Below are 24,610 nucleotides of genomic sequence, written 5' to 3' on the forward strand. Positions count from 1 at the left end.
AGCGCTCACTCCGCTGCCTGGATTTTCGGCTCGATGTCGTCTTCCTGCGCCGCCGGCGGCGCAGCATTGGAGACGGCTTTCCGTTTGCCGAGATATTGCGCGATCGTGCCGACGACGCCCATCGGCAGGAACAGCGTGACGGCGACAAAGAGGCCGCCCAGCGCAAACAGCCAGATCTCCGGGAAGAGGCCCGTAAAGATCGTCTTGCCGCCATTGACGAGGATGGCGCCGATGATCGGCCCGATCAGCGTCGCCCGCCCACCGACCGCCGTCCAGATAACGACTTCGATCGAGTTGGCAGGTGCGAATTCGCCAGGGTTGATGATGCCGACCTGCGGCACGTAGAGCGCGCCGGCAATGCCCGCCATCATCGCCGAGACGACGAAGGTGAAGAGTTTGAAATGCTCGACGCGGTAGCCGAGGAAACGCGTGCGGCTTTCGGCATCACGCACGCCGACCAGCACCTTGCCGAACTTCGAGCGCACGATCGCCGAGGCGATCAGCAGCGACAGCGCCAGGAAGACTGCGGTCGCGGCAAAGAGGCTTGCGCGCGTGCCGTCCGCCTGGATGTTGAAGCCGAGGATATCCTTGAAATCGGTCATGCCGTTATTGCCGCCGAACCCCATGTCGTTGCGGAAGAAGGCAAGCAGCAGCGCGTAGGTCATCGCCTGGGTGATGATTGAGAGGTAGACGCCGTTGACGCGCGAGCGGAAGGCGAACCAGCCGAAGACGAAGGCGAGCAGGCCCGGCACGAAGAGCACCATCAGCGCCGCGAACCAGAAATGTTCGAAGCCGTACCAGAACCAGGGCAGCTCCTTCCAGTTCAGGAACACCATGAAGTCAGGAAGGATCGGATCGCCATAGACGCCGCGCGAGCCGATCTGGCGCATCAGATACATGCCCATCGCATAACCGCCGAGCGCGAAGAAAGCGCCGTGGCCGAGCGAGAGGATGCCGCAGAAGCCCCAAACGAGATCGAGCGCCAGCGCCAGCAGCGCGTAAGTCAGATACTTGCCGAACAGCGCCATGATATAAGTCGGAATGTGCAGGGGATGGGCCGGGCCGGTTGCGAGATTCAGCACCGGCACGAGAATGGCGATCGCCAGCAACAGGGCGACGGCGATGGAGATCCTGCGATCGAGCGACCGGAGAAGGAAGGCCGTTATCATGCTTCTACCGCCCTTCCTTTGAGTGCGAAGAGCCCGCGCGGACGCTTCTGGATGAAGAGAATGATGAGGACGAGCACCAGGATCTTGCCGAGCACGGCGCCGGCGAAGGGCTCGAGGAATTTGTTGACGACACCGAGCGAAAGCGCGCCCACCAGCGTGCCCCAGAGATTGCCGACGCCGCCGAAGACGACGACCATGAAGCTGTCGATGATGTAGTTCTGACCGAGGTTCGGCGAGACGTTGTCGATCTGCGAGAGCGCCACGCCGGCGATGCCGGCAATGCCGGAGCCGAGCGCGAAGGTGAAGGCATCGACCCAGCCGGTGCGGATGCCCATCGACGACGCCATTCGGCGGTTCTGCGTAACGGCACGCATCTGCAGGCCGAAGGCGGAGCGCTTGAGCAGCATCAGCAGCGTCAGGAACACGACCATCGAGAAGACGATGATCCACAGCCGGTTCCAGGTGATGGCGAGCCCGCCGAGATCGAAGACGCCGGACATCCAGCTCGGATTGCGGACCTCGCGGTTGGTCGGGCCGAAGATGCTGCGCACTGCCTGCTGCAGGATCAGCGACACGCCCCAGGTGGCGAGCAGCGTTTCGAGCGGCCGGCCGTAGAGATAGCGGATGACCGCGCGCTCGATCACCAGACCGACGAAGCCGGTAAAGACGAAGGCCGCAGGCACGGCAAAGGCCAGCGAATAATCGGCAAGCTCCGGAAAGGCGGAGGTTATATATTCCTGCACGACATAGGTCGTATAGGCGCCGATCATCACCATTTCGCCATGCGCCATGTTGATGACGCCCATGACGCCGAAGGTGATGGCAAGGCCGATCGCGGCAAGCAGCAGCACCGAACCAAGGGACAATCCGTACCAGATGTTCTGGACGATATCCCACAGCGCCAGACTGCGATTGATGGAGCTGATATCCGCCTGGATCGCCGGTTTCAGGTCTTCTGGCGCGGTTTCGAGTGTGGTCGTGAGGATGGTCAGCGCATCGCGATTGCCGCGCGCCGCAATCGTATCGATCGCAGCCTTCTTGTCTTCGACGCTTGCATCCGTCTTGAGCAGCAGCACAGCGCGCGCCGCTTCCATCGTATTCTTGATCTCAGCGTCCTTCTCGGCCGCAAGCGCCGAGTTCAGCAGGTCGAGATTGGCGGGATCAGCATCTTTCAGCAGACCCTGCGCCGCGGCAAGCCGCGCGGAACGGTCCGGGCTCATCAGCGTCAGCTGGCTGGTGGCGGCGCTGATGACGCCGCGAAGCGCGTTGTTGATCTTGACCTTGGTCATCAGATCCGGATCGACATCGGCAGCGGCTTCGCCGGTGATTGGATCGGAATAGGTGGGTTCGTCATCCGTACCGCCCTGGAGGAGCACCGGGCCGCCATCGGAATTGACGTAGAGAAGGCCGTCGCTCAACTGCTGCAGGATCTGGCTGACATGCTGGTCCTTGGAAGCGACCAGTGCTTTGATGGCCGCTTCGCGTTCCGGAAAGTCGCCGACGCCGAGCGCGTCGATGAGCACGTGGATATCGTCCTGGGCCTGGACTTCGCTCGAGATTGTCAGGCCCGAAAACGTCAGACCCGGGAATGTCAGGAAAACCGTGATGAGGAAAATCTTTACGGCGCGATTCATCGGCTTTCTCGCCCTTGATAGTGTTGGCCTCGCGGCGCGATCGCTGGGACAGAGCGTCCGCCCGGGATCAAACCCGGACGGAAGCCTTCAGGCAATCATCGGATCGGGGTCGTACTCAGGAACCCTTGCCACCGCACTTACCCGTCGCAACGTTGAAGTTGCCGCAGGACATCGGCTTGCGCCAATCGGAGATCAAGTCCTTGGAGTCAGGCAGGTAGTCGGACCATTCGTCACCGACGACGGCAGGTGTCTGCTGGACGATTTCGAACTGGCCGTTGGCCTGGATTTCACCGATCAGCACCGGCTTGGTGATGTGGTGGTTCGGCATGACGGTGGCATAGCCGCCGGAGAGGTTCGGAACGCTGACGCCGATGATGGCGTCGAGAACCTTGTCGGTGTCGGTCGTGCCGGCAGCCTGGACGGCCTTAACCCATGCGTTGAAGCCGATATAGGCGGCTTCCATCGGGTCGTTGGTCACGCGCTTGTCGTTCTTGGTGAAAGCGTGCCAGTCCTTGATGAACTTCTTATTGGCCGGGCTTTCGACCGATTCGAAGTAGTTCCAGGCGGCGAGATGGCCGACGAGCGGCTTGGTGTCGAGACCGGCAAGCTCTTCTTCGCCGACCGAGAAAGCGACGACGGGAATGTCGGTTGCCTTGATGCCCTTGTTACCTAGTTCCTTATAGAAGGGAACGTTGGCATCGCCGTTGATCGTCGAGACGACGGCGGTCTTCTTGCCGGCCGAACCGAATTCCTTGATCTTGGAAACTTCGGTCTGCCAGTCGGAGAAGCCGAACGGCGTGTAGTTGGTCATGATGTCTTCTTTCGGAATACCCTTCGAAATCAGGTATGCCTCGAGAATCTTGTTGGTCGTGCGCGGATAAACGTAGTCCGTACCTTCGAGAACGAAGCGCTTGACGCCTTCTTTTTCCATCAGGTAGTCGACAGCAGGAATGGCCTGCTGGTTCGGAGCAGCACCGGTGTAGAAGATGTTGCGCGAAGACTCTTCGCCTTCATACTGGACCGGATAGAAGAGCAGCGAATTCAGCTCTTCGAAAACCGGCAGAACGGACTTGCGCGACGAGGACGTCCAGCAACCGAAGACGGCGGCAACCTTGTCCTTCTGGATCAGCTCGCGTGCCTTTTCGGCAAACAGCGGCCAGTCGGAAGCCGGATCGACGACGACGGCTTCGAGCTTCTTGCCTAGAAGGCCGCCCTTCTTGTTCTGCTCGTCAATGAGCATCAGCATGGCGTCTTTGAGTGTCGTTTCGGAAATCGCCATCGTGCCCGAAAGCGAATGCAGCACGCCGACCTTGATCGTGTCGTCGGCAGCAACCGCACCGTGGAAGGCGGCCGATGCGGCCATGACCGCGCCGAGCGCTGCGCCCGTAATAGTGGATTTGAGATTCATCTGATTGAACTCCCCTCTTCTTGTTCCGCAACAGGCCGGAAACGGAAATTAACTGTTGCCGTGGGGACTATCGGGTGCTGCAACGCAAAAACACATACGCCAAATGACGTAGGCGCAAGGGGCAAACGGGCAAACGAGAACAAGGAAGGGCATCCCACGGAAAGGGATGCCCTGTGGTTCGATATTATCCGCCGATCGTCAGGGTAACCGATGTAGGGCCATAGGAAAGGGTTGCCCTGTGGCCGGAGATGGTGAACCTGTCGAAGATGCCGGTAACGGCTTCCGCCTTCAGTATCTCGATCTTCGTTCCGGGCGCCGGGGCGTAGCCCGAGGCAAGCGTCACGGCGAGGTCGCCGGAGAGCGCCGCCTTGCCAGCGATTACCAACATGCCTGCGCCGCCAGCACCGAGCGTCGGCTTCGTCGCCGCATTGGCGAACTGCTGGTAATCACCGCCGACGGTCAGGGGCTTATCGGTCGCCAGGACGAGAGAGCCGCCGTTTACCGTCAGTCCGCCGGTGCCAAAGGCCGAGGGCGAGCCTGCCACCAGCACGCCTTCTTCCAGCACCGTGCCGCCGGCATAGCTATTGGTGCCGGAAAGGCCGAGAATGCCGCTGCCGCGCTTCACCAGCTTGCCCTTGCCACCAATATCGTTCCGCCAGCTATCGATCGCATTGAAGCCGCCCTTTGCCGCGTCCATCGTCACCGTCACATCCTGTTCGAAGGCGCCGTAACCATCGGCCGCGGCAAACAGGTTGAGGCGGCCGTAACCTTCTGCATCGTCGAGCAGCGGATAGCCCGAGGCGATCTCCGTCGTCTTCAGCACGTCGCGGCGCTGCTCGCCGTCAAGATAGGGCAGACGCGTTTCGAGAAGCGCTTCTGCGCCCCGCGGCACGTGGGCCGGCTGATCGGTGGCATGGATGGTGGGCAGGCCATAGCTCAGGCGCTGCAGCACGAAAGCGCGGTTGGCGTCATGATCGGCGAAACGATCCGCGGCAAGCGGCGCTGCATGGGCGACGACTTCAAGCGCGCCGGCATCAGTGACGCCTGATTTGGCAATGAGCCAGGCCTGCGCTTGGGCGTAAGCATCGCTCTTCAGCGCTGAATTGTCGGCCTTGTTCAGATTGTAGACGACCGTGGCGGTGCCGAGCATGCGGCCGCCCATCACGTCGAGTGGAGAATGCATGCCGGCAAGGATGCGGTCTTCGCCCATTTCGCTGGCGCGCGTGATCATTTCCTGAAAACGCTGCGGCACGAGATAGGCCATGGCGAGCGCATCGCGCCAGGCTTCTGCCGTATGCCCGCTTGGGAAGCCGCCGTCCTCAACCGGCTTGCCGTTCTTGGCGGGCTCGAGCGTCGGGACGACCGAGACATCCTGGCTCCACCGATAGGGACGGGCATATTTGAAATAGCGCTTGGCCGGCTCCGTCGAGCCGTCCCCACTCGCGGCATTGATGAAATCGATGGCAAGGCCCATGTCCGGGTTGGCATCGGTCTTGTTTTCCGTGTCCGGCTTGCTGCCGGCGCCGCGATTGTTGCCCTTGTCGTCGTATTTGACGGTCGTCGCATCGGCGGCCACTTCGGTAATCGTGGTGGTCTGCTTGGAGCCCGCCTTCCAGGCATCCGTCAGCGGGCCAAGGCCGTCGACGATACTGGCATTCTTGCCACGCCGATCGTCGAGATAGGCGGCGACCGCCTGATCGGCCGTCCGGGCCTTCGTCGCTTTGACGACGTAGGCGATATTCGCATCATGGACGAGCTTGTTGAGGACCTGGCCATCGGTCTTACTGAAGGGAATGCCGTCCCAATCCGTCTTGGCCACCGCAGGGCAATTGTCCTTGCCCGGTGCCTCAACGCCGGCATCGACGAAGGGCGTGCGCGGCGTCCAGACTTCTAGGAAGCCAGAGAGCAGATGGACGGCGGCATTGGTATCCACCGTCGAGAAGCAAGCATCGCCACGCTTGTTCGTGTTTCCCGCCTCCGCATAAGGCGCTTTCGCCGCCGTCGCCTGCTCGGCGGCGGCAAGCGACGGCACGATCGAAATGAGGCAGACGAGGGCAGTGCTCAGGCGGAAAAGGCTTAAAGCAGACATGATGATACCCGAAATGATTGAACGAACGGCGGGAGAGTTAGAGCCCTTATGTGACAGACCGGTTTCAAAAATATTGCTGTTCTGTGAATCTGCCGGCGCCCCGCCTCTTGCCTTTCTCGCCCGTCCCGCCAAGAGTGCCTGAGAGACGATGGGCCCAACCGGAATGCCGGAAGGAAGACATGGCAGCACGCCAACGCATCATTCCGGTAAGACGCGAATACAATCGCTGGGTCGCCAACCAGACGCTGGAAGATTATGCGCTGCGCTTTACCGCAAAGAGCGCCCGCCATTTCTCATCGCAGCGCATCTCGCAGACGGCAATCGGCGCGATCTCCTTCCTGGCGCTGGAGGCGATCGGCGGCGCGATCACGCTGTCCTACGGCACCACCAATGCCTTCTATGCCATTATCGTCGCTTCGATCGCCATGCTGGCGATCGGCCTGCCGATCAGCCGTTATGCCATCCGCCACGGCGTCGACATCGATCTTCTGACCCGCGGCGCGGGCTTTGGCTACATCGGCTCGACCATCACCTCGCTGATCTATGCTAGCTTTACCTTCATGCTGTTTGCGATCGAGGCTTCGATCATGTCCGGCGCGCTGGAACTGACGCTCGGCATCCCACTCTGGATCGGTTACATCATCAGCGCCGTAATGGTCATCCCGCTGGTGACGCACGGCGTGCGGCTGATCAGCAAGTTCCAGCTGATGACCCAGCCCTTCTGGATCGTGCTGAACATCCTGCCCTTCATCTTCATCGCCTTCATGGACTGGGGAAAGTTCGATCTCTGGCGCGCCTTTGCCGGCATCCGCCACGCCTCCGGCCCGCCCGGCACGGTCGCGGATTTCAATCTCGTCGAATTCGGCGCCGCCTCCGCCGTCATCCTGGCGCTGATGTCGCAGATCGGCGAACAGGCGGACTTCCTGCGCTTCCTGCCGCCCGACCCGCAGCGCAAATGGCGCCATCGCCTCGCCATCTTCCTCGCCGGTCCCGGCTGGGTCATCATCGGCGCGCCGAAGCTGCTTGCCGGTTCGTTTCTCGTCGTGCTGACCTTCACGTCAGGCGTGCCGCTCGATCGCGCCGCCGACCCGGCGCAGATGTACCTGACCGCCTTCGGTTACATGGTCCCCTGGCACAATGCCGCGCTGCTGTTGATGGCCGCCTTCGTCGTCGTCTCGCAGCTGAAGATCAACGTGATGAACGCCTATGCGGGCTCGCTCGCCTGGTCGAACTTTTTCTCGCGGCTGACCCACAGCCATCCCGGCCGCGTCATCTGGCTGGTCTTCAACGTCGCAATCGCCCTGCTCCTGATGGAGCTTGGGATCTACAGGCTGCTCGAGGAAACGCTCGGCATCTTCTCGATCATCGCCATGGCCTGGCTTTGCACGATCTCCGCCGATCTCTTCATCAACAAGCCACTTGGCCTTGCTCCCCCAGGCATAGAGTTCAAGCGCGCCCATCTCTACGATATCAACCCGGTCGGCCTCGGCGCCATGACATTGTCGGCGACGGTGTCGCTGATCGCCCATTTCGGCGCCTTCGGCGAGACCGCCGCCTCGCTTGCCCCCTTCATCACCCTCGCAATCGCGCTGGTCGCCACGCCGGCGCTCGCCTGGGCGACGAAAGGCAAGTTCTATCTCGCCCGCAAGCCGCGCCAGAGCTGGAAGAACGTGACGAGCATCACCTGCTCCGTCTGCGAGCACCCCTTCGAGCCGGAGGACATGGCTTGGTGCCCGGCCTATGCGGCACCGATCTGCTCGCTCTGCTGCTCGCTCGACAGCCGTTGTCACGACATGTGCAAGCCGGCCGCCCGTTTCAACGCCCAGGTCGGCACCGTCGCCAAGACGCTGCTGCCGGAGAGCATTCTGGCCAAGCTGACGACGCGCCTCGGCCGCTACGGCATCGCCGTCGCTTTGGCGCTGACCGCGATCGGCGCGATTCTCGCGATGATCGCCCATCAGGTCGCTTCCGCCTCGCCGGAGACAGCCGAGGTCGTCAACCGGACCATCCTGATCGTCTTCTTCGTCTTCTCGGTGATCTCAGGCGTCGTCTGCTGGTTCTATGTGCTCGCTCATGACAGCCGCGTCGTCGCCGAGGAGGAATCCTCGCGCCAGAACACGCTGCTGCTCAAGGAAATCGCCGCCCACAAGAAGACCGACGCCGCCTTGCAGAACGCCAAGGAGACGGCCGAGGCCGCCAACCGCGCCAAGAGCCGCTATGTCGTCGGCCTCAGCCACGAGCTACGCACGCCGTTGAATGCCGTGCTCGGTTATGCCCAGATCCTCGAGCGCGACGAGACGATCCCGGTGCCGCGCCAATCCTCGATCAAGGTCATCCGTCGCAGCGCCGAACACCTCTCCGGACTGATCGACGGCCTGCTGGATATTTCCAAGATCGAAGCCGGACGCCTGCAGGTCTATTCCAACGAGATCAACATCCAGGATTTCCTCGATCAGATCGTCGACATGTTCCGCCCGCAGGCGCAGGCAAAGGGGCTCGCCTTTACCCATGAGCGCTCGCCGGCCTTACCGCAATTCGTCCGTACCGACGAAAAGCGCTTGCGCCAGATCCTCGTCAACCTGCTCTCCAATGCCATCAAATTCACCGATGAAGGCAGCGTCACTTTCGATGTCGGCTATCGCAGCCAGGTTGCGACGTTCACCGTCACCGATACGGGCCGCGGCATTACTGAAAAGGACTTGCCCCGCATCTATGAACCCTTCCAGCGCGGCGAGGCCGAAAGCGTGCGGCCGATGCCGGGCCTCGGCCTCGGCCTCACCATCACCCGGCTGCTGACCAATACGCTCGGCGGCGAGATTGCGGTATCGAGCATCAAGGATGAGGGTTCGACCTTCCGCGTCCGGCTGATGCTGTCCGCCGTCATGCGCGCCGTGGCCGCCGCACCGCAGGAAAAACGCATCGTCGGTTACGAAGGCCCGCGCCGCACGATCGTTGTCGTCGACGATAACGAAGACCATCGCGAGATGATGCGCGAAATCCTGGCGCCGCTCGATTTCATCGTGCTGACGGCGGCTGGCGGTGCCGAATGCCTGACGCTGATCGAGGGAATTATACCGGACCTCTTCCTGGTCGATATCCTAATGCCCGGCATGAACGGCTGGCAGCTCGTCTCACGTCTGCGCGAGGCCGGTCAGACGGCGCCGGTGCTGATGCTTTCGGCCAATATCGGCGATGCGGCGGTTCTCGGCGACAGTGACGACAGCCACAATGATGCCATCGGCAAGCCGGTCGACATCCGTCAGCTGCGGGACAAGCTCGCTTTGCATCTTGGCCTGAAATGGATCTATGCCGACGCCGCGCCTGCCATTTCCGTCAAGACGGAAGCGCCGATGCTGAGCCCCGGTGCCGCGCATGTGCAGGAATTGCTGCGGCTCGGCGAGATCGGCTATATCAGAGGTATCGAAGCCAAGCTTTCGGACCTTGCCAAGGTGGAGGCAAATCAGCCATTCACCGAGAAACTCCACGCCTATGTCGCCGCCTTCGATCTCGCCGGCTTCATGACCTTCCTGCACGACTTCGACGAAAAGGTAGAATCCATTGGCTGAGCCGGCCCTCCCCCGCGACATCGTTCTGCTCGTCGACGACTCGCCCGAAGCGCTCGGCTTCCTGACCGACGCGCTAGAACAATCCGGCTTCTCGGTGCTGATCGCTACGTCAGGCACGGCAGCACTTGGTATCGTCGAGCGCATCACACCCGATCTCATCCTGCTCGACGCCGTCATGCCCGCGATGGATGGCTTCGAAACCTGCCGCAGACTGAAAGCGAATGCCGCTGTAGCGCAGGTGCCTGTCATCTTCATGACCGGCCTGACCGAGACCGAGCATGTCGTGCACGCGCTGGAATCCGGCGGTGTCGATTATCTCAGCAAGCCGATCAACATCGACGAATTGCGCGCCCGCATCCGCGTCCATCTGCGCAACGCTCGCTCGGCCCAAAGCGCCCGCGTGGCACTCGACGCAGCCGGCCGTCATCTGCTGGCAGTCAAAGGCGACGGCGCCATCCACTGGTCGACGCCGCAGGCAACACGGCTGGTCAATGCCGCCATGGGCAGCGACGACGGCATGGACATCGTCGTCCGCCATATCGCCGGCTGGATGCGCGACCGCGTTGCCGCGATGCGCGACGGCGTCATCTCGATCGCCCATGCCGGCCAGGCGGCACTGCAGCTCGCCTTCCTCGGCGCGATCGGCCCCGACGAATATCTCTTCCGCCTCACCGCCGCCAATCAGCGCAGCGACGACGAGATGCTGCGCCAGCGCTTTTCGCTGACCCAGCGTGAATCCGAAGTGCTGCTCTGGATCGCCAAGGGCAAAGCCAACCGTGACATCGGCGAAATATTGGGACTGTCGGCGCGCACGGTGAACAAGCACCTCGAACAGATCTACGTGAAGCTCGGCGTCGAAAACCGGGCGTCAGCCGCCGTGAAGGCGACGCATGTGCTGCACGAGATGTGAGAAAATATTAAACTCCCCTCTGGCCTGCCGGCCAACTCCCCACCTGTTGTACGGCCCTGATACATAGCTGACAGATGTTCGGAGACATGCCTGACACTCCCGCGATGATTCGTCGGGAGGTCCGCATGGCTTGGCAGTCCGCTTCTCTTCCCGGGCGCTGCCGAGACTTGGCAGCAACCCAGGCGGAATAGAATGCAACCGTCCAAAAAAGAAGCCCGGTCGGAACCGGGCTTCGATAGTCATGTCCCAGAATGGGGAAAGCTTACTGCGGGAAGTAGCTGTACTTGCCGTCCGGACCCTTCTTCCACTCATACATGATGTAGCCGGGGATCTTCGGGTCGCCCTTTTCGTCGAACGAGATGTCGCCGAGAACGGTCGGGAACGGACCCTTTTCCTTCATGGCCGTGGCAACGGCTTCTGCATCCGTCGAACCGGCAGCCTTGGCGGCACCGGCGATCGCCTGCATCGCAGCGTAGGAATAGAGCGTGTAGGCTTCCGGGTTGAAACCAGCGGCCTTGAACTTTTCGACGAGTTCCTTGTTGGCCGGGTTCAGCGTCGGATCGGGACCGAAGGTGTTCAGCGTACCGGCGACAGCGTCACCAGCGATCGAGGCCAGTTCGTTCGAAACGATACCGTCGCCCGAAACCAGCGTTGCCTTCAGGCCCTGGTCGGCTGCCTGACGGATGATGAGACCGGCTTCAGTGTGCAGGCCACCCCAATAGATGATCGAGACGCCGGCTTCCTTCATCTTGGCGATGAGGGCGGAGAAGTCCTTGTCGCCGACATTGATGCCTTCATAGATGACTTCGGTGAGGCCGGCGGCATTCATCGCCTTCTTGGTTTCATCAGCGAGGCCCTGACCATAGGGGGTCTTGTCGTGAACGACGGCGATCTTGGCGTCCTTGAAGTGGTCGGCAAGATACTTGCCGGCGATGGCGCCCTGCTGGTCGTCACGGCCGCAGGTGCGGAACGTGTTCCAGAGGCCCCGTTCCGTAAACTTCGGGTTCGTTGCCGCGGGGGTGATTTCGAGGATGCCGTTTTCGGCATAGACTTCCGAAGCCGGGATCGAAACACCCGAGTTGAAGTGGCCGACGACGAACTTGACACCGTCAGCAACGAACTTGTTGGCGACCGAAATGCCCTGCTTCGGGTCGGAGACGTCGTCGCCGAGCTCGAGCTTGATCTGCTCGCCGTTGATGCCGCCGGCGGCGTTGATATCGGCGGCCGCCTGCTCGGCACCCTTCTGAAGCTGAGCGCCGAATGCGGCGTTCGGGCCAGTCAGCGGACCAGCGACAGCGATGAGGACGTCGGCCCAAGCGTTGCCGCTGAAGGCGACCATCGCCGTCAGAGCCACTGCCGACAGAAGAGACTTCTTCATATTGTTACTCCCAATTTTTGGGCGGGTTTCGGTCGAGACCCGGCGCATTAACCCACCATTGACTGCGCCAGGGAAGCTGTTCCACTCGGAAGGCAATTCATGCCTAGTTTCAACGGACTGTCAATGTTTGTCCTTCCACGAGAACGCGGAAGTTTTTTCGTACAGCCAGTAATAGTTGTTGACCATCTGATTGGTGCGGCGGTAGCGGAAGCCGGCCGTCGAAAAGACCAGCAGCGTCACGAAATCGATGATGTAGTAGAAAGCGTCGAGCATCGGCCCATTGAACAGGGCATGGTGCAGGAACTGCATCGCCCAGGCCAGCAGGAAGGTGTAGACGACGGCCAGCGGATAGTTGTTCCAGCCCTCGGCGACCGCTTTGCCGGCACGCCACGCCGTCCAGAAGCCCAAGAGCACGACAATGACGCGGATCGCCACAAGGGGGCCGGCATCGCCTTCGAAGAAAAGTCCCTGCATATCAAACTCTCCTTTCGACCTAATGTCTTCCGCCTTCGAGATAGGCAGCGCGGACCTCGGAATTGGCGAGAAGTTCCTTGCCGGAGCCGCTCATCGTCACCTTGCCGTTCACCATCACGTAGGCGCGGTGCGAAAGCCTGAGGGCGGCAAACGCGTTCTGCTCGACCAGGAAAACAGTCAGCCCCTCCGCCTCGTTGAGCTTCTTGATCGCCTCGAAGATGCCCTTGACGATCAGCGGCGCAAGACCGAGCGAGGGTTCGTCGAGAAGAAGCAGTTTCGGGCGCGCCATCAGCGCGCGGCCGATCGACAGCATCTGCTGCTCGCCGCCCGACAGTGTTCCGCCACGCTGGGCGTGACGTTCCTTCAGACGCGGGAAAAGCGTGAAGATCTTCTCGACGTCTTCGGCGAAGTATTTGAGATTGTCGAGGCCGGCGCCCATCTGGAGGTTTTCCAGTACCGTCATGCGCGGGAAGATGCGGCGGCCTTCAGGTGACTGCGCGATGCGCAGGCGAGCGATTTCATGCGTCGGCATGCGGGTGATGTCGCGGCCCTCGAAGAGGACCGACCCCGTGCGGGCCTGCGGACTGCCGCAGATCGTCATCATCAGTGTCGACTTGCCGGCGCCGTTGGCACCGATCAGGCTGACGATCTCGCCCTTGTTGACCTGGACATCGATGCCGGCCAGCGCACGGATATTGCCATAATAGGTTTCGACGCCATTCACCTGAAGGAGCGGTTGACCCGTCATTACTTCATCGCCCATCAGTTTGCGCCTCCTTCGAGCTGCTCGACGGTCGCGATCACCTCTTCCACTTCTTCATCCTCGACACCGAGATAGGCCGCGATGACCCTCGGATCGTTCTTCACGTGATCCGGCGTGCCATCCGAAATCTTCTGGCCGTATTCGAGAACGACGACGTGGTCGGAAATTTCCATGACCACCGACATGTCATGCTCGATGAGCAGAATGGACGTTCCGGTTTCGGCACGGATATTCTGCAGCAGCGCGTTAAGCGTTGCCGATTCCCGCGGGTTCAGGCCCGCAGCCGGTTCGTCCAGGCATAGCAGCTCCGGACCGGTGCACATGGCACGGGCGATTTCGAGGCGCCGCTGGGCGCCGTAGGGCAGATCGCCGGCGGGATCGTCGGCGCGGTCAATCAGGTCGGCCTTCTCGAGCCAGAAGCGGGCAAGCTCGATCGCTCCGGCTGCCTCCCGCTTATAGGGACCGACGCCGATAAGGCCGAGGATGGTATAACCCGACGCCTTCATCAGCTTGTTGTGCTGGGCAACGAGCAGGTTTTCGAGAACAGTCAGACCGGAAAACAGCCGGATGTTCTGGAAGGTGCGCGCCACCTTCGCTTCCTTGGTGATGCGAAAGTCCGGCAGACGCTCCAGCAGATATTGCTTGCCGCTCTTCTGGTTGAGCGTGATCATGCCCATCGTCGGCTTGTAGAAGCCGGTGATGCAGTTGAAGACAGTGGTCTTGCCGGCGCCGTTCGGCCCGATCAGCGCAGTGATATCGCCGCGCTTGGCTTCGAAGGAGAAGTCGTTGATGGCCATCAGGCCGCCAAACTTCATCGACAGGTGTTCGACCTTGAGAAGAGTGTCGTCAGACATCGTGTTCGTTACTACCGGGCTCATCAACCATGGCCCTCCTTGATGAAGCTTCCGGATATCGCCCTGCGCTCTTTGAGGAAGGCAGTCGGTTCACGTGAGCCGACGAAACCACGCGGTTTGAACAGCATGACGACGACCATGGCGAGACCGAAGAGCAGCATGCGGTAGAGTTCCGGCGTGAAGTCAGGCCCGAAGATCGCTTTCAGGAAGTCCATTTCGCGCAGCGCTTCGGTGCCTCCGACCATGACGATCGCGGCGATCGCGATGCCGGTCAGCGAGCCCATGCCGCCGAGAACGACGATGGCGAGAACAACGGCCGATTCCAGGAAGACGAAGGATTCCGGCGAGACGAAGCCCTGGCGCGCTGCGAAGAACGAGCCTGCAAAACCCCCGAACATCGCACCCGTTGCAAATGCCGTGAGTTTGGTCGTCACCGTGTTGATGCCGAGTGAACGGCAGGCAATCTCGTCTTCACGCAACGCTTCCCAGGCACGCCCGATCGGCATGCGACGCAGCCGGATGGTGACATAGGCCGTCAGCATGCAGAGCAGCAGAATGAGATAGAAGAGGAAGATCTTGTAGTAGGCAGAAGACATCGGCAGGTGGAAGAGCTTGGCAAAGCCGCCCGCCGTTGCATCGAAGGGGATACCGAAGAGCGTTGCCTTCGGAATGCTCGAGATACCGAAGGTGCCCTTCGTCACGTCAGTCCAGTTGATGAGGACGAGGCGAATGATTTCACCGAAGGCAAGCGTCACGATGGCGAGGTAATCGCCGCGCAGGCGCAGCACCGGGAAGCCGAGAATGACGCCCCAGAGTGCCGCGAAGATACCCGAAAGCGGCAGCAGCACCCAGAAGGACAAGCCGAAATAGCTGGACAGCAGCGCGTAGGAATAGGCGCCGACGGCATAGAAGGCGACATAGCCAAGATCGAGCAGGCCGGCGAGGCCGACGACGATGTTGAGCCCCCAGGCGAGCATCACGTAGATCAGGATCTGGATACCGAAGTTGTCGACCCACTTCAGCGAGCCCTGAGCACCGACAAGCGCCACGATCACCACAGGATAGAGCGCCAGCGCAAGCAGCGCGATCTTCAGGAAATGCCGATGGAAGAAGCTCTTCTCGGTCGAAATGTCGAGTTCGCCCTGTCTCGCCTTTGCCAGCTTGCGGCTGTCAAGATGCGGCCTCAGGAAAACCACCGTGGCGAAGCGCCCGATGGCGGCGATTGCGACGAAGATCGCAAGCAGGCCCCAGCGCTGGACGATGATCAACTCATTGTTGATGTTCTGGTCGGTCTTGAGGCCGACATAGAGAACGAACATGCCGAACGACAGGACGGCGGCGAAAAGGGCTTCGGTAAGGCCTTTGCGGACAAGTCCGGCATCGGGCTTGCCTGCAGAATTCGTAATGTTTGCCATGACGTTATACCTTCTCGACTTCCGGCCGTCCAAGGATACCTGTCGGCTTGAAGATCAGCACGAAAGCGAGGATGGCGAAGGTGGCGACATCCTTGTACGCGATGGTGAAATAGGCCGACCACAGCGATTCGATGAGGCCGATCATCAACCCGCCGAGAACGGCGCCCGGCAACGAGCCGATGCCGCCGAGAACAGCCGCGGTAAATGCCTTCACACCCGGCGTGAAGCCATCGGCGAACGAAGCAACGCCATAATACATCAGATACATCGTGCCGGCGACGGCAGCCAGCGCCGCGCCCATGACGAAGGTGATCGAGATCGTCTGGTCGACATTGACGCCGAGCAGTGCCGCCATTTTACGGTCCTGCTCCGTGGCGCGCTGGGCACGGCCGAGTGCGGTACGATTGACGATATACCAGAAGATCGTGAGCAGCACCGCCGTGATGACGATAATGATGATCTGCTTCAGCGACACCGAGATGTTGCCGAATTGGTAAACCGAACTCACCATCGGCGGGATCGGCTTGTTGCGCGGACCTTGCGTCACCTGGATGAAGTTGGAGAGCGTGATCGACATGCCGATCGCGGTGATTAGCGGCGCCAGGCGGAAAGAACCGCGCAGCGGACGATATGCGACGCGCTCGATCGTCCAATTCCATAAACTCGTCATCAGCATCGCGACAACAAGCATCGCCAGCAGCAGAACCGCCACCGGAAGACCTGCGAAGATGGATGTGAGGACGAGAAAGACGATAAGAGCGGCGAAACCACCGAGCATGAAGATGTCGCCATGGGCGAAATTGATCATGCCGATAATGCCGTAAACCATCGTATAGCCAATAGCCACTAGGCCATAGATGGATCCAAGCGTCAGCCCATTGAAGAGCTGCTGGACGAAATACTCCATATGTCGTTTTCCCCTGGATGCGAGCCGAACAGGCTGCATCTCTTTTTGGTTCTTTGGTTCCCCGTTTCAGAGAACCTCATAGGCCGAATGCATACCGGTTTCGTTGAAAATGTGAAGACAAAAAGGATTTACTCCGTCAAATTCTTGCCCGAACAGGCCAAAGTGGCGCATTTTGAACCAAAATCCACAGAAAATCAGCAAGGAAGGGCGTATTTTCAGTCAGAGACTGCCACTGAGTTAACCATCCGCAGATGTTACGGCGATTCCCTGCGCTGCTTGCTGCGCAAGCTATTCCATAGAAGTGGAAGATGGCGCAAATTCAAACCTCAAGCCGGGCTGCTTTTACGAATTCCATTTCACCAGCAAATGCCCCATCTTCGTCTGACAAGGCTGAAAGCTTATGGTAGCATCTTGAACGGCGTTATCGGGGATGCGGAGCGCGACGGGAAACACCATATCAAGTATCTGTGGTGACAGGGATGGTTGCGGACGAGCGACAGTGGGGTGCTCGGCCCGCGTGGCGAAACGGCAAAAGGACAATGCTGAGGACATTTGAAAGGGCGGCGCTCGAAGCCGGCAGGGCCATTATCACGGTCTTGCGCGAAGGCTTCCCAGTCGCCATGAAAGCGGATGCAAGTCCGGTCACGGTCGCCGACGAGGAGGCCGAACGCATCATCCTCGCTCATCTCGCCAGAGATTATCCCGAAATACCCGTCGTGGCGGAAGAATCGGTCGCCGCCGGAAAAGTGCCCGATATCGCCGGCCGAGGCTTCTTCCTCGTCGATCCTCTCGACGGCACGCGCGAATTCGTCGACGGACGGCAGGAATTCACCGTCAACATCGCCTATATCGAAAGCGGCGCCCCGGTAGCCGGCATCGTCTACGCGCCGGCGCTCGGGCTTGCCTACTCCGGAGAACGCGGACGGGCCGAAAGGCTTGTCGTCACCGACGATTTCGCGGTTGGCGCACGCACAGCAATCGCCGTGCGCGAACAGCCGGCCGACAGGCTGGCGCTTGCAAGCCTTCGCCACAACAGCCCGGAGACCGGGAGCTTCCTTGCCGATCACGCGATCTTCAAATGCACCAATATCGGCTCCTCGCTGAAGTTCTGCCTGCTGGCCGAAGGCAAGGCCGACGTCTATCCGCGTTTTACCCGCACGATGGAATGGGACACCGCGGCCGGAGATGCGGTGCTGCGCGCCGCCGGCGGTTCGACGGTGACGCTCGACGGAGCGCCGCTGACCTACGGCAAGACCGGAACCGCGGCCGATTTCGACTTCGCCAACCCGAACTTCATCTCATGGGGCGGCAGGAAGCGCATCCTCGAACCTGCGTAATCTCCCGCAATAGGCACCAACGACCGACACCGGGCAAATCCCTCGCACCACGCGATACTCGTGCCTGTCGCCGGCCTCGGCACGTGGCTCCCGTTCGCCCCCGTCTTTAAGGCCGCTGTCTGCACAGCTTTGAACGCGGACAGCTGCAGAGTGTGATTTGCAACGCCAGGATGGGGCAAGCGATTCCCGGCGCGAATCCGATTCGCCGAATCTTCCGTGCCGGATGCTGCCGACCCCGCCTTGATTTTGTCATATTTTGACACACTTCGATGCCGACCGGGCATCTTCACGAAAAAATTTTGCCTGGTATCCGGTTAAAAATATCGGTTAACGAGTAACCGTCGCGTGCCGAAACCGCACGTCGGACCACCCCTGGAAGCCCTCGCCAAAGGCCTAAAAACTTTGACGAAATTCCAATTATTAACAAAATATCATGAGCTTGCCTCAACTTAACGCACATGCGAAAGATTTATTGCGATGCGATATTTCTCTGGACACCATTACACAATTGTCGCATTTTTCCGTTTTAGTAGGGTTACCAAGACCTGAGTGCACCCCTGGTGACAGGGTTAACCATTGATCGCCTATTGCCGCCGCGCCCCTCGAAGACAACAGAGTACGATCCTTGAGCATCACGGAACTAAACAACAGCATTTCGACTGACTCCTTCCGGCCGAGCCGCCGCCAGCAGCCGAGCCTGAAGATTCAGACCCCTGTCATCCATAGCGATGCGCCGCAGGCGCCGCTGATGGACATCGCCCTGAAGCGGGCGTTCGACATCGTTTCGTCGTTGAGCGCCCTCCTCGTCCTTGCCCCCTTCCTTCTTTTCGTCGCGCTGCTGATCAAGCTCGACAGCCCGGGACCGGTGCTCTTCAAGCAGACCCGCTGGGGCAAGAACTGCAAGGCCATCAAGGTCTACAAGTTCCGCTCCATGCGCACCGATCTCTGCGATGTCTCGGGTGTTGCCCAGACGGTGAAGAACGACCCGCGTATCACCCGTATCGGTGCCATACTTCGCCGCACGAACGTCGATGAGCTGCCGCAGCTGCTGAACGTGCTGATGGGCGACATGTCCGTCGTCGGTCCGCGCTGCCATGCGATCGGCATGCGCGCTGGCGGCATGCTCTACGAAGAGCTTGTGCCGGAATATCATCAGCGCCACGCCATGCGCCCCGGCATGACGGGTCTTGCCCAGATGCGCGGCCTGCGCGGCCCGACCGATCGTCCGGCCAAGGCGCGCGCCCGCATCGCCAGCGATCTCTATTACGTCAGCAATTTTTCGATCTTGATGGATATCCGCATCATTGCCGGCACCGTCGTGTCGGAGCTGACCCGCGGAAAAGGCTTCTAAGTTTTCCGAGAAGACCGGCTGCCTTAACTTATGTAGGCCAAAACCGTGCATCGGTTTTGGCCTACATGCGTTAAACGGAGCCTGAAGCGCGCAGTGACGGGCTTGAATGCACCGGAGGTGTCAGCGGTTCCGGGATAACCCGCCTGCATGCGGCCGAGCGAATCAAGCTTGCGCATCCCGCTCTTCAGATAACCCACCATTTGCGACGAGAGATCGAGAATGATCGCGTCTCGTCGCTGCTCTTGCCGGCCTCAGATCAGCGCAGACATCCGATTTCGTGTCGGTTCAGCCTCGGAGCAGCGCCATCGCCTTTTCTTGCATGGGACAGTTGCCCGAGAAGGCGAAGATGTATTGTTTCAGGGCAGCGTCGTGCAACGCAGGCGAAGCTATTCTTCAGCCCGGCGGCTTTCCTGATTGGCGGCGCTGACCGCAAATGGCTCCTCCTCACGGAAGATCGGTACGATCGTCCGCTTCATCGCGGTGACCGGCCTGCCGCAACAGAAGAGATCAGCGGTGGCGTACTCGACGAGGTCCTGCGGCCGGTTGCTGATCGACAGGTTTCGATGAAAGCCGCGCGGTCGCGCACCGCGGGAAAACCGAGAGTAGAAAGATATCGAAGCCCGCAAGCATCGCCATCTCGCTCAACCGGGCCATGGCGTCGCCGAATCCCGGCGTCCTCGGTCTATGACGGCGAAAATGCAGCATTCTCAGCGCGGTCATCGGCTGCCCGCTCCCGTCTTTTTATCCTTAGCCTCAAATCCTGGGCTTCGGCCCCGCCCCGCCGCCGGCAACGAGAAGCTTGCGTCGAAGCATCAGGAAAGACGGCTTTTGCCCGCATCCCGAGGACACGAAGCGTCAAAGGCACGAACTGGACTGGGTCGATACAGTGGGAAGAACAGAGACGACGTTTTGCGCTCATTCTCACTTTGCGACGCTTAGAAAATTGTCCCGGCAAACCGGGTCTTATTCACTCCGACAAATTCACGTGGCGGCCGTCAACTACCCCCAATCCGGGCCGGACGGCGTCTAAATTTGTTATCAAAGTCTTACGATGGGTTTAGGCAAATTTTAAATGTGGCAGGCTAGAGTGACGTCCGTGGTCTTGCGTTGTGTAGAGAGTCCAATGACCGAAATGATACGTCCTCGAGTGAAATATGTCATCGGCCCCGATGGCAGCCCCCTGACGATCGCGGATCTGCCGCCGCCCAATACGCGGCGCTGGGTGATTCGCCGGAAGGCAGAGGTTGTCGCGGCGGTTCGCGGTGGCCTGTTGAGCTTGGAAGAGGCCTGCGAGCGTTACACGCTGACGGTCGAAGAATTCCTCTCCTGGCAGTCGTCGATCAACAGCCATGGCCTTGCCGGCCTGCGCACCACGCGCATCCAGCAATATCGCCACTGATCGCACACCAATATCGATGAAATTTATTTCGGGCCGGACGCATCTCCCATCAGGGAATGAAGAAGGCCCGAAATCATTGACGAGGCCGCGTAGCACCAGAGGCCGGGCTGCGTGAAGGCATCCGCCAGCCCCGTCGTTTTTGCCGCCGCAATGACGATCGCGACCAGCAGCACGTCCATCATTGACCACTTGGACAGATGCGGCATGACGCGACGATAAAACAGGCTGCCGGCCCCGCCGCCGGCAGCCGTCGCTTCTGCGGTGATCCCCATCGCCTCCACGGTGATGCCGATCATCTTCAGGAACGGGAGCACGACCGAAACCAGCGCGACGATCGCCGCCAGCAGTTCATCCCCGCCCTTCCAAAGCGAGACGATGATTTCGATAAGCGACGGCGTCTTGTCGAAAAAATACAGCGTCTCGAAACGAACCAGCGGCAAGACGAGGCCGAGCGCCAGAAAGAACGGCGCTGCCACGAGCAAGATCGGGCGGATCAACAAAACCCTGCTCATCGCCCTGCACCTCGTATGGATCCGACATTTCGCATGAACACACCGTCTCCTTCGTGCACCACCGCTGTGGCTTGGCATGACTGCCCCGTCATGTCACGGTCTGCGGCGACAATATCCGATCGCGAGGAAAGACAATGGACATTCGAAACGAGGACGGCGTCTCCGGCGGCCGTTATACGGCCGAGGTCGAGGGACACGAGGCAGAGATGACCTATTCACGCACATCGCCAAAGCTCGTGATCATCGATCACACCGCCGTTCCCGATGCGCTGCGCGGCAAGGGCGTCGGCCAGGCATTGGCGTTCCACGCCGTGGAGGCGGCACGCGGCGGCGGCTGGAAGATCATCCCGCTCTGCCCCTTCTTCAAGGCGCAGGCGCAGCGCCATCCGGAATGGCAGGATGTCGTAAACTGATTGTCGCGGCCCAGCGCATGCCGCCCGCAACTGCGCTGCCGGGGATAACGACATGCAAACACCAAAAGCCATGTATGAAGGACAGCGCGCCCGTCATACATGGCTTCTCTGAGGCGATCCCCGGGGCGCCGAAGCCGGCGCCCGCCGTTTTCTCTTACGCCCTGGCGCGGGCGCTGGTGTCACGCTCTTCCAGCGCCGTCGCCCTTGCATATTCCGCCTGCATTTCCTCGAGCGCCAATTCCAGCGTCTCTTCCTGCATCTTCAGTTCCTTGATCGAAACCTGCAGGTTGTCGGCCCGCTGACGCGCGGCCTTGGCGAAGGTCGGATAAGCAAAGTGATTCGGGTCTGATATACCGGACTTCTTTTCCTCGACGACGATCTGGCTCTCCAGATCCTTCGTCATCCGTTCAAATTCGGACATCATCATCTGCAACTGCTGCAATTGACGTCGTTTTTCGTTCACCTGAAATTCCTTCAGGCGAACGAGACTCTCTCGCGACTTCATACGCATTACTCCCGTGATGCGAGACCCCGGCTCAACTTGAAACCGCCCTGCGCGCCGCTTTGACACGGTTTGCTAAAAAATTTCCGGCGATATTAACAAATACCTACCGCTGGTAACCTTTCGTTTACGGGCATCGTTAATGATAGGCCCGATGATTTAAGGGTCGGTAAATGCCGCGGCATGAAGTTCGAACCTTTTCATTGGCGAGTCGGATGAATCACTTAGCGCCTTTTCCTAATGTTAAAGTTTAGGAGAGCCTTTTTGAGATTCCTATTGGAAAACAGAGAAATGGAAAAATTATTTAATAAATTCGATACTCCTTGCCAGAGTGAATTAGAATTTGTTAACCATTTCGTGGCAGCTTCCAAATCACGTAGCGTGTTCGGTATCGTGAGTGGGGGCCAGACCACCTTTCGGCGGCGGTAAAGGGGATAATTATGCGGGTACTTCTCATCGAGGATGATAGCGCTACAGCGCAGAGCATCGAGTTGATGCTGAAATCAGAGAGTTTTAATGTTTATACCACCGATCTCGGTGAAGAAGGCGTCGATCTGGGCAAGCTGTATGATTATGATATCATCCTTCTCGATCTGAACCTGCCCGACATGTCCGGATATGAAGTGCTTCGCACGCTCCGGCTGTCCAAGGTCAAGACACCGATCCTCATTCTCTCGGGCATGGCCGGCATCGAAGACAAGGTTCGCGGCCTCGGTTTCGGCGCCGACGACTACATGACCAAGCCCTTCCACAAGGATGAGCTCGTCGCCCGTATCCACGCCATCGTCCGCCGCTCCAAGGGCCACGCCCAGTCGGTCATCATGACCGGCGAGCTGATCGTCAACCTCGACGCCAAGACTGTCGAAGTCGGCGGCCAGCGTGTCCACCTGACAGGCAAAGAATACCAGATGCTGGAGCTGCTTTCGCTCCGCAAGGGCACCACGCTCACCAAGGAAATGTTCCTCAACCACCTTTACGGCGGCATGGACGAGCCGGAACTGAAGATCATCGACGTCTTCATCTGCAAGCTCCGCAAGAAGCTCGCCAACGCCGCCGGCGGCGCCAACTACATCGAGACCGTCTGGGGCCGTGGCTACGTTCTGCGTGAGCCGGATGGTGCCGAATACGCCGAAACCGCCTGATTTTTCCGATCCCCTTATCGGACAACGAAGATCCCGCCCTTCCGGCGGGATTTTTCGTTTCGGCCTGGCAATGAGAAGCAGCCCGATGCGGACGATCTCAGACTGGACCAGTACAAAATTCTCGAGATCTCGATCAACGAAACAGGCTGTCGGCGGCCGAAAGCGCTTGCACTTTCGGCATCATGGCGCATGGAAGAGATTGCCGTCAGGCAGCGATCGCGCGGTTTCCGAAGACGGCGGTCAGGATCTTGCGATCGAACGGCTTCAACAGGAAGTCGGTGGCACCGGCGCGTTTGCCCGCCATCAGCTTCTTCAGATCCGCCTCGACGACACAGTAGTAGATCTTGACCTCTTTGCCGCCGTCCATGGCGCGGATGGCGGCGATCAGGTCGAGCGCGCCTTCCATGCCGGAATCGACGATCAGATATTCCGGCAGCTCCGCCTGGCAGCGTTGCAGCGCCTCGCCGGCGTTGGAGGCCTCGCTGACGAGAAAGTCGAGTTCGGAGAGAATGCGCTTGCCGACCTTGCGGACGATGTCCGAATTATCGGTGATCATGAATCTCTGCATGGCGACTCCTTTACCCCCGCATCTGTCCTTGCAAGGGCCTCTAAACAACAGCCAAGCATAGGTCGATCAGGCTAAGGAATCGTTACCGCGCGAACACCGATACTCGTTTTACGCGCAGGAATCAGGCGGCCGCAGCCATCGCGGTGAACACCAGTTCTTCGGCGCTGGCGCTGTGATCGAGCGTCATTCCGCACTCCTGCGCCAGAAGAACAGTATAATAGGGCTGGATCGAATGGGCGTCGATCGCCTCCTCGATCGCGCCGGTCGATATCTCGACGAATTTCGGCGGCAAGCGCATCAGTTTGCCTTTGGCCGTGAGCTTGAACCTGGCATCGAACTCGGGATTTTCCAGCGTCACCTCGAGCACGCCACCGCGCGGAATCGCGGAATAGGCGACGAGGAAGAGGTTGAGCAGCAGCTTGACGCGGTTCTTGGCGACGATGGCGCGTGGCCCGTTCCAGATCACTTCGGTCTTCTTCTCGGCGACGGCGAAATCCTTGGCGGCACGCTCGGCCTCGCCGGTGTCGATCGAAGCGCCGACGGAACCCGAAGCACCGAAGGCGAGGCGTGCGAATTTCAGGCGGACGGAAGCGTTGAGCGCGCTGGTGCGGATCAGATCCATCGCATCGGCATCGGCACCGCCCTCATCGAGGAGTTCCAGCCCATTGTTGATCGCACCGACCGGTGAGATGACATCGTGGCAAACGCGGCTGCAAAGAAGCGCGGCCAGATCCGGGCCGGACAAGGTGAGATTGGGGTTCTTGGACATCATCGTCTCCTGAGGGGCGGCAATTTCATCGCGCCCGGGAATATGCTTCA

Annotated in this window: 22 protein-coding genes; 8 read left to right on the forward strand and 14 right to left on the reverse strand. The window is 60.1% G+C overall.

The genetic code is table 11. The annotated features are described in order from the left end of the window. Nucleotides 1–5: 5 nt before the first annotated feature. The 4 genes from urtC to PO860_RS15835 form a co-directional block, all read right to left on the reverse strand. Complete coding sequence (urtC, locus tag PO860_RS15820) at nt 6–1,169, reverse strand: urea ABC transporter permease subunit UrtC (protein WP_183607804.1); 1,164 nt, start codon at nt 1,167–1,169, stop codon at nt 6–8. Continuing rightward, nucleotides 1,166–2,803 carry an urea ABC transporter permease subunit UrtB gene (gene urtB, locus PO860_RS15825; RefSeq protein WP_273884584.1) on the reverse strand — a complete coding sequence of 546 codons (1,638 nt, stop codon included), beginning with the start codon at nt 2,801–2,803 and terminating at the stop codon, nt 1,166–1,168. Before urtB ends, urtC begins: the two co-directional genes overlap by 4 nt. Before the next feature lie 115 nt (nt 2,804–2,918). Continuing rightward, on the reverse strand, nt 2,919–4,211 hold the full coding sequence (gene urtA, locus PO860_RS15830; RefSeq protein ID WP_183607802.1) for an urea ABC transporter substrate-binding protein: 1,293 nt from the start codon (nt 4,209–4,211) through the stop codon (nt 2,919–2,921). A 184-nt stretch (nt 4,212–4,395) separates the two neighbouring features. Continuing rightward, nucleotides 4,396–6,300 (reverse strand): acid phosphatase, encoded by a 1,905-nt coding sequence (locus PO860_RS15835; protein ID WP_273884585.1) that lies wholly within the window; start codon nt 6,298–6,300, stop codon nt 4,396–4,398. 179 nt (nt 6,301–6,479) lie between these two features. Between PO860_RS15835 and PO860_RS15840 the strand changes: the two genes are divergently transcribed. Then, nucleotides 6,480–9,866: a hybrid sensor histidine kinase/response regulator gene (locus tag PO860_RS15840; RefSeq protein WP_273882262.1), complete on the forward strand. Its 3,387-nt coding sequence runs from the start codon at nt 6,480–6,482 to the stop codon at nt 9,864–9,866. Next, entirely contained in the window at nt 9,859–10,776 is a 918-nt protein-coding gene (locus PO860_RS15845; protein ID WP_183607799.1) for a response regulator transcription factor, read from the forward strand. Before PO860_RS15840 ends, PO860_RS15845 begins: the two co-directional genes overlap by 8 nt. A 262-nt stretch (nt 10,777–11,038) precedes the next feature. On the opposite strand, the gene PO860_RS15850 is transcribed toward PO860_RS15845, so the two are convergent. From PO860_RS15850 to PO860_RS15875, 6 genes are all read right to left on the reverse strand, one after another. After that, nucleotides 11,039–12,154: a branched-chain amino acid ABC transporter substrate-binding protein gene (locus PO860_RS15850; RefSeq protein WP_183607798.1), complete on the reverse strand. Its 1,116-nt coding sequence runs from the start codon at nt 12,152–12,154 to the stop codon at nt 11,039–11,041. A 120-nt stretch (nt 12,155–12,274) separates the two neighbouring features. Beyond that, on the reverse strand, nt 12,275–12,628 hold the full coding sequence (locus PO860_RS15855; RefSeq protein ID WP_097621323.1) for a DUF6867 family protein: 354 nt from the start codon (nt 12,626–12,628) through the stop codon (nt 12,275–12,277). 19 nt (nt 12,629–12,647) lie between these two features. Beyond that, complete coding sequence (locus PO860_RS15860) at nt 12,648–13,391, reverse strand: ABC transporter ATP-binding protein (protein ID WP_183607797.1); 744 nt, start codon at nt 13,389–13,391, stop codon at nt 12,648–12,650. Beyond that, on the reverse strand, nt 13,391–14,269 hold the full coding sequence (locus tag PO860_RS15865) for an ABC transporter ATP-binding protein (protein ID WP_183607796.1): 879 nt from the start codon (nt 14,267–14,269) through the stop codon (nt 13,391–13,393). The genes PO860_RS15860 and PO860_RS15865 overlap by 1 nt, the downstream gene beginning before the upstream one ends. Next, nucleotides 14,269–15,660, reverse strand: coding sequence for a high-affinity branched-chain amino acid ABC transporter permease LivM (gene livM / locus PO860_RS15870; RefSeq protein WP_183607795.1), 1,392 nt, complete (start codon nt 15,658–15,660; stop codon nt 14,269–14,271). The genes PO860_RS15865 and livM overlap by 1 nt, the downstream gene beginning before the upstream one ends. 4 nt (nt 15,661–15,664) lie before the next feature. Beyond that, the gene (locus PO860_RS15875) at nt 15,665–16,567 is read right to left on the reverse strand and encodes a branched-chain amino acid ABC transporter permease (RefSeq protein WP_183607794.1); all 903 of its coding nucleotides are present in this window, start codon (nt 16,565–16,567) and stop codon (nt 15,665–15,667) included. Between PO860_RS15875 and PO860_RS15880 the strand changes: the two genes are divergently transcribed. From PO860_RS15880 to sciP, 4 genes are all read left to right on the forward strand, one after another. Then, nucleotides 16,568–17,041 (forward strand): hypothetical protein, encoded by a 474-nt coding sequence (locus tag PO860_RS15880; RefSeq protein WP_273882263.1) that lies wholly within the window; start codon nt 16,568–16,570, stop codon nt 17,039–17,041. 65 nt (nt 17,042–17,106) lie between these two features. Next, nucleotides 17,107–17,904, forward strand: a complete 798-nt coding sequence (gene cysQ / locus PO860_RS15885) for a 3'(2'),5'-bisphosphate nucleotidase CysQ (RefSeq protein WP_273884586.1) — start codon at nt 17,107–17,109, stop codon at nt 17,902–17,904. 625 nt (nt 17,905–18,529) lie between these two features. Then, nucleotides 18,530–19,255 carry a sugar transferase gene (locus PO860_RS15890; RefSeq protein WP_273884587.1) on the forward strand — a complete coding sequence of 242 codons (726 nt, stop codon included), beginning with the start codon at nt 18,530–18,532 and terminating at the stop codon, nt 19,253–19,255. Nucleotides 19,256–20,378: 1,123 nt separating this feature from the next. Further along, entirely contained in the window at nt 20,379–20,654 is a 276-nt protein-coding gene (sciP, locus tag PO860_RS15895) for a CtrA inhibitor SciP (RefSeq protein ID WP_007533628.1), read from the forward strand. Nucleotides 20,655–20,677: 23 nt separating this feature from the next. On the opposite strand, the gene PO860_RS15900 is transcribed toward sciP, so the two are convergent. Beyond that, complete coding sequence (locus PO860_RS15900; protein WP_273884588.1) at nt 20,678–21,166, reverse strand: paraquat-inducible protein A; 489 nt, start codon at nt 21,164–21,166, stop codon at nt 20,678–20,680. Between the two features lie 134 nt (nt 21,167–21,300). On the opposite strand from PO860_RS15900, the gene PO860_RS15905 reads away from it, so the two are divergent. Beyond that, complete coding sequence (locus tag PO860_RS15905; protein ID WP_273882275.1) at nt 21,301–21,579, forward strand: GNAT family N-acetyltransferase; 279 nt, start codon at nt 21,301–21,303, stop codon at nt 21,577–21,579. A 154-nt stretch (nt 21,580–21,733) separates the two neighbouring features. Here the strand turns inward: PO860_RS15905 and PO860_RS15910 are convergent, their stop codons facing one another. Then, nucleotides 21,734–22,084: a flagellar export protein FliJ gene (locus PO860_RS15910; protein WP_097620375.1), complete on the reverse strand. Its 351-nt coding sequence runs from the start codon at nt 22,082–22,084 to the stop codon at nt 21,734–21,736. 437 nt (nt 22,085–22,521) lie between these two features. Between PO860_RS15910 and ctrA the strand changes: the two genes are divergently transcribed. Next, entirely contained in the window at nt 22,522–23,223 is a 702-nt protein-coding gene (ctrA, locus tag PO860_RS15915) for a response regulator transcription factor CtrA (protein ID WP_003542362.1), read from the forward strand. A 205-nt stretch (nt 23,224–23,428) separates the two neighbouring features. On the opposite strand, the gene PO860_RS15920 is transcribed toward ctrA, so the two are convergent. After that, entirely contained in the window at nt 23,429–23,791 is a 363-nt protein-coding gene (locus PO860_RS15920; RefSeq protein ID WP_010069020.1) for a response regulator, read from the reverse strand. A gap of 121 nt (nt 23,792–23,912) precedes the next feature. Beyond that, entirely contained in the window at nt 23,913–24,560 is a 648-nt protein-coding gene (chpT, locus tag PO860_RS15925; RefSeq protein WP_183607789.1) for a histidine phosphotransferase ChpT, read from the reverse strand. Nucleotides 24,561–24,610: the final 50 nt, after the last annotated feature.

It is taken from the genome of Rhizobium binxianense (genome assembly GCF_028994275.1).
Classification (GTDB): domain Bacteria; phylum Pseudomonadota; class Alphaproteobacteria; order Rhizobiales; family Rhizobiaceae; genus Rhizobium; species Rhizobium binxianense.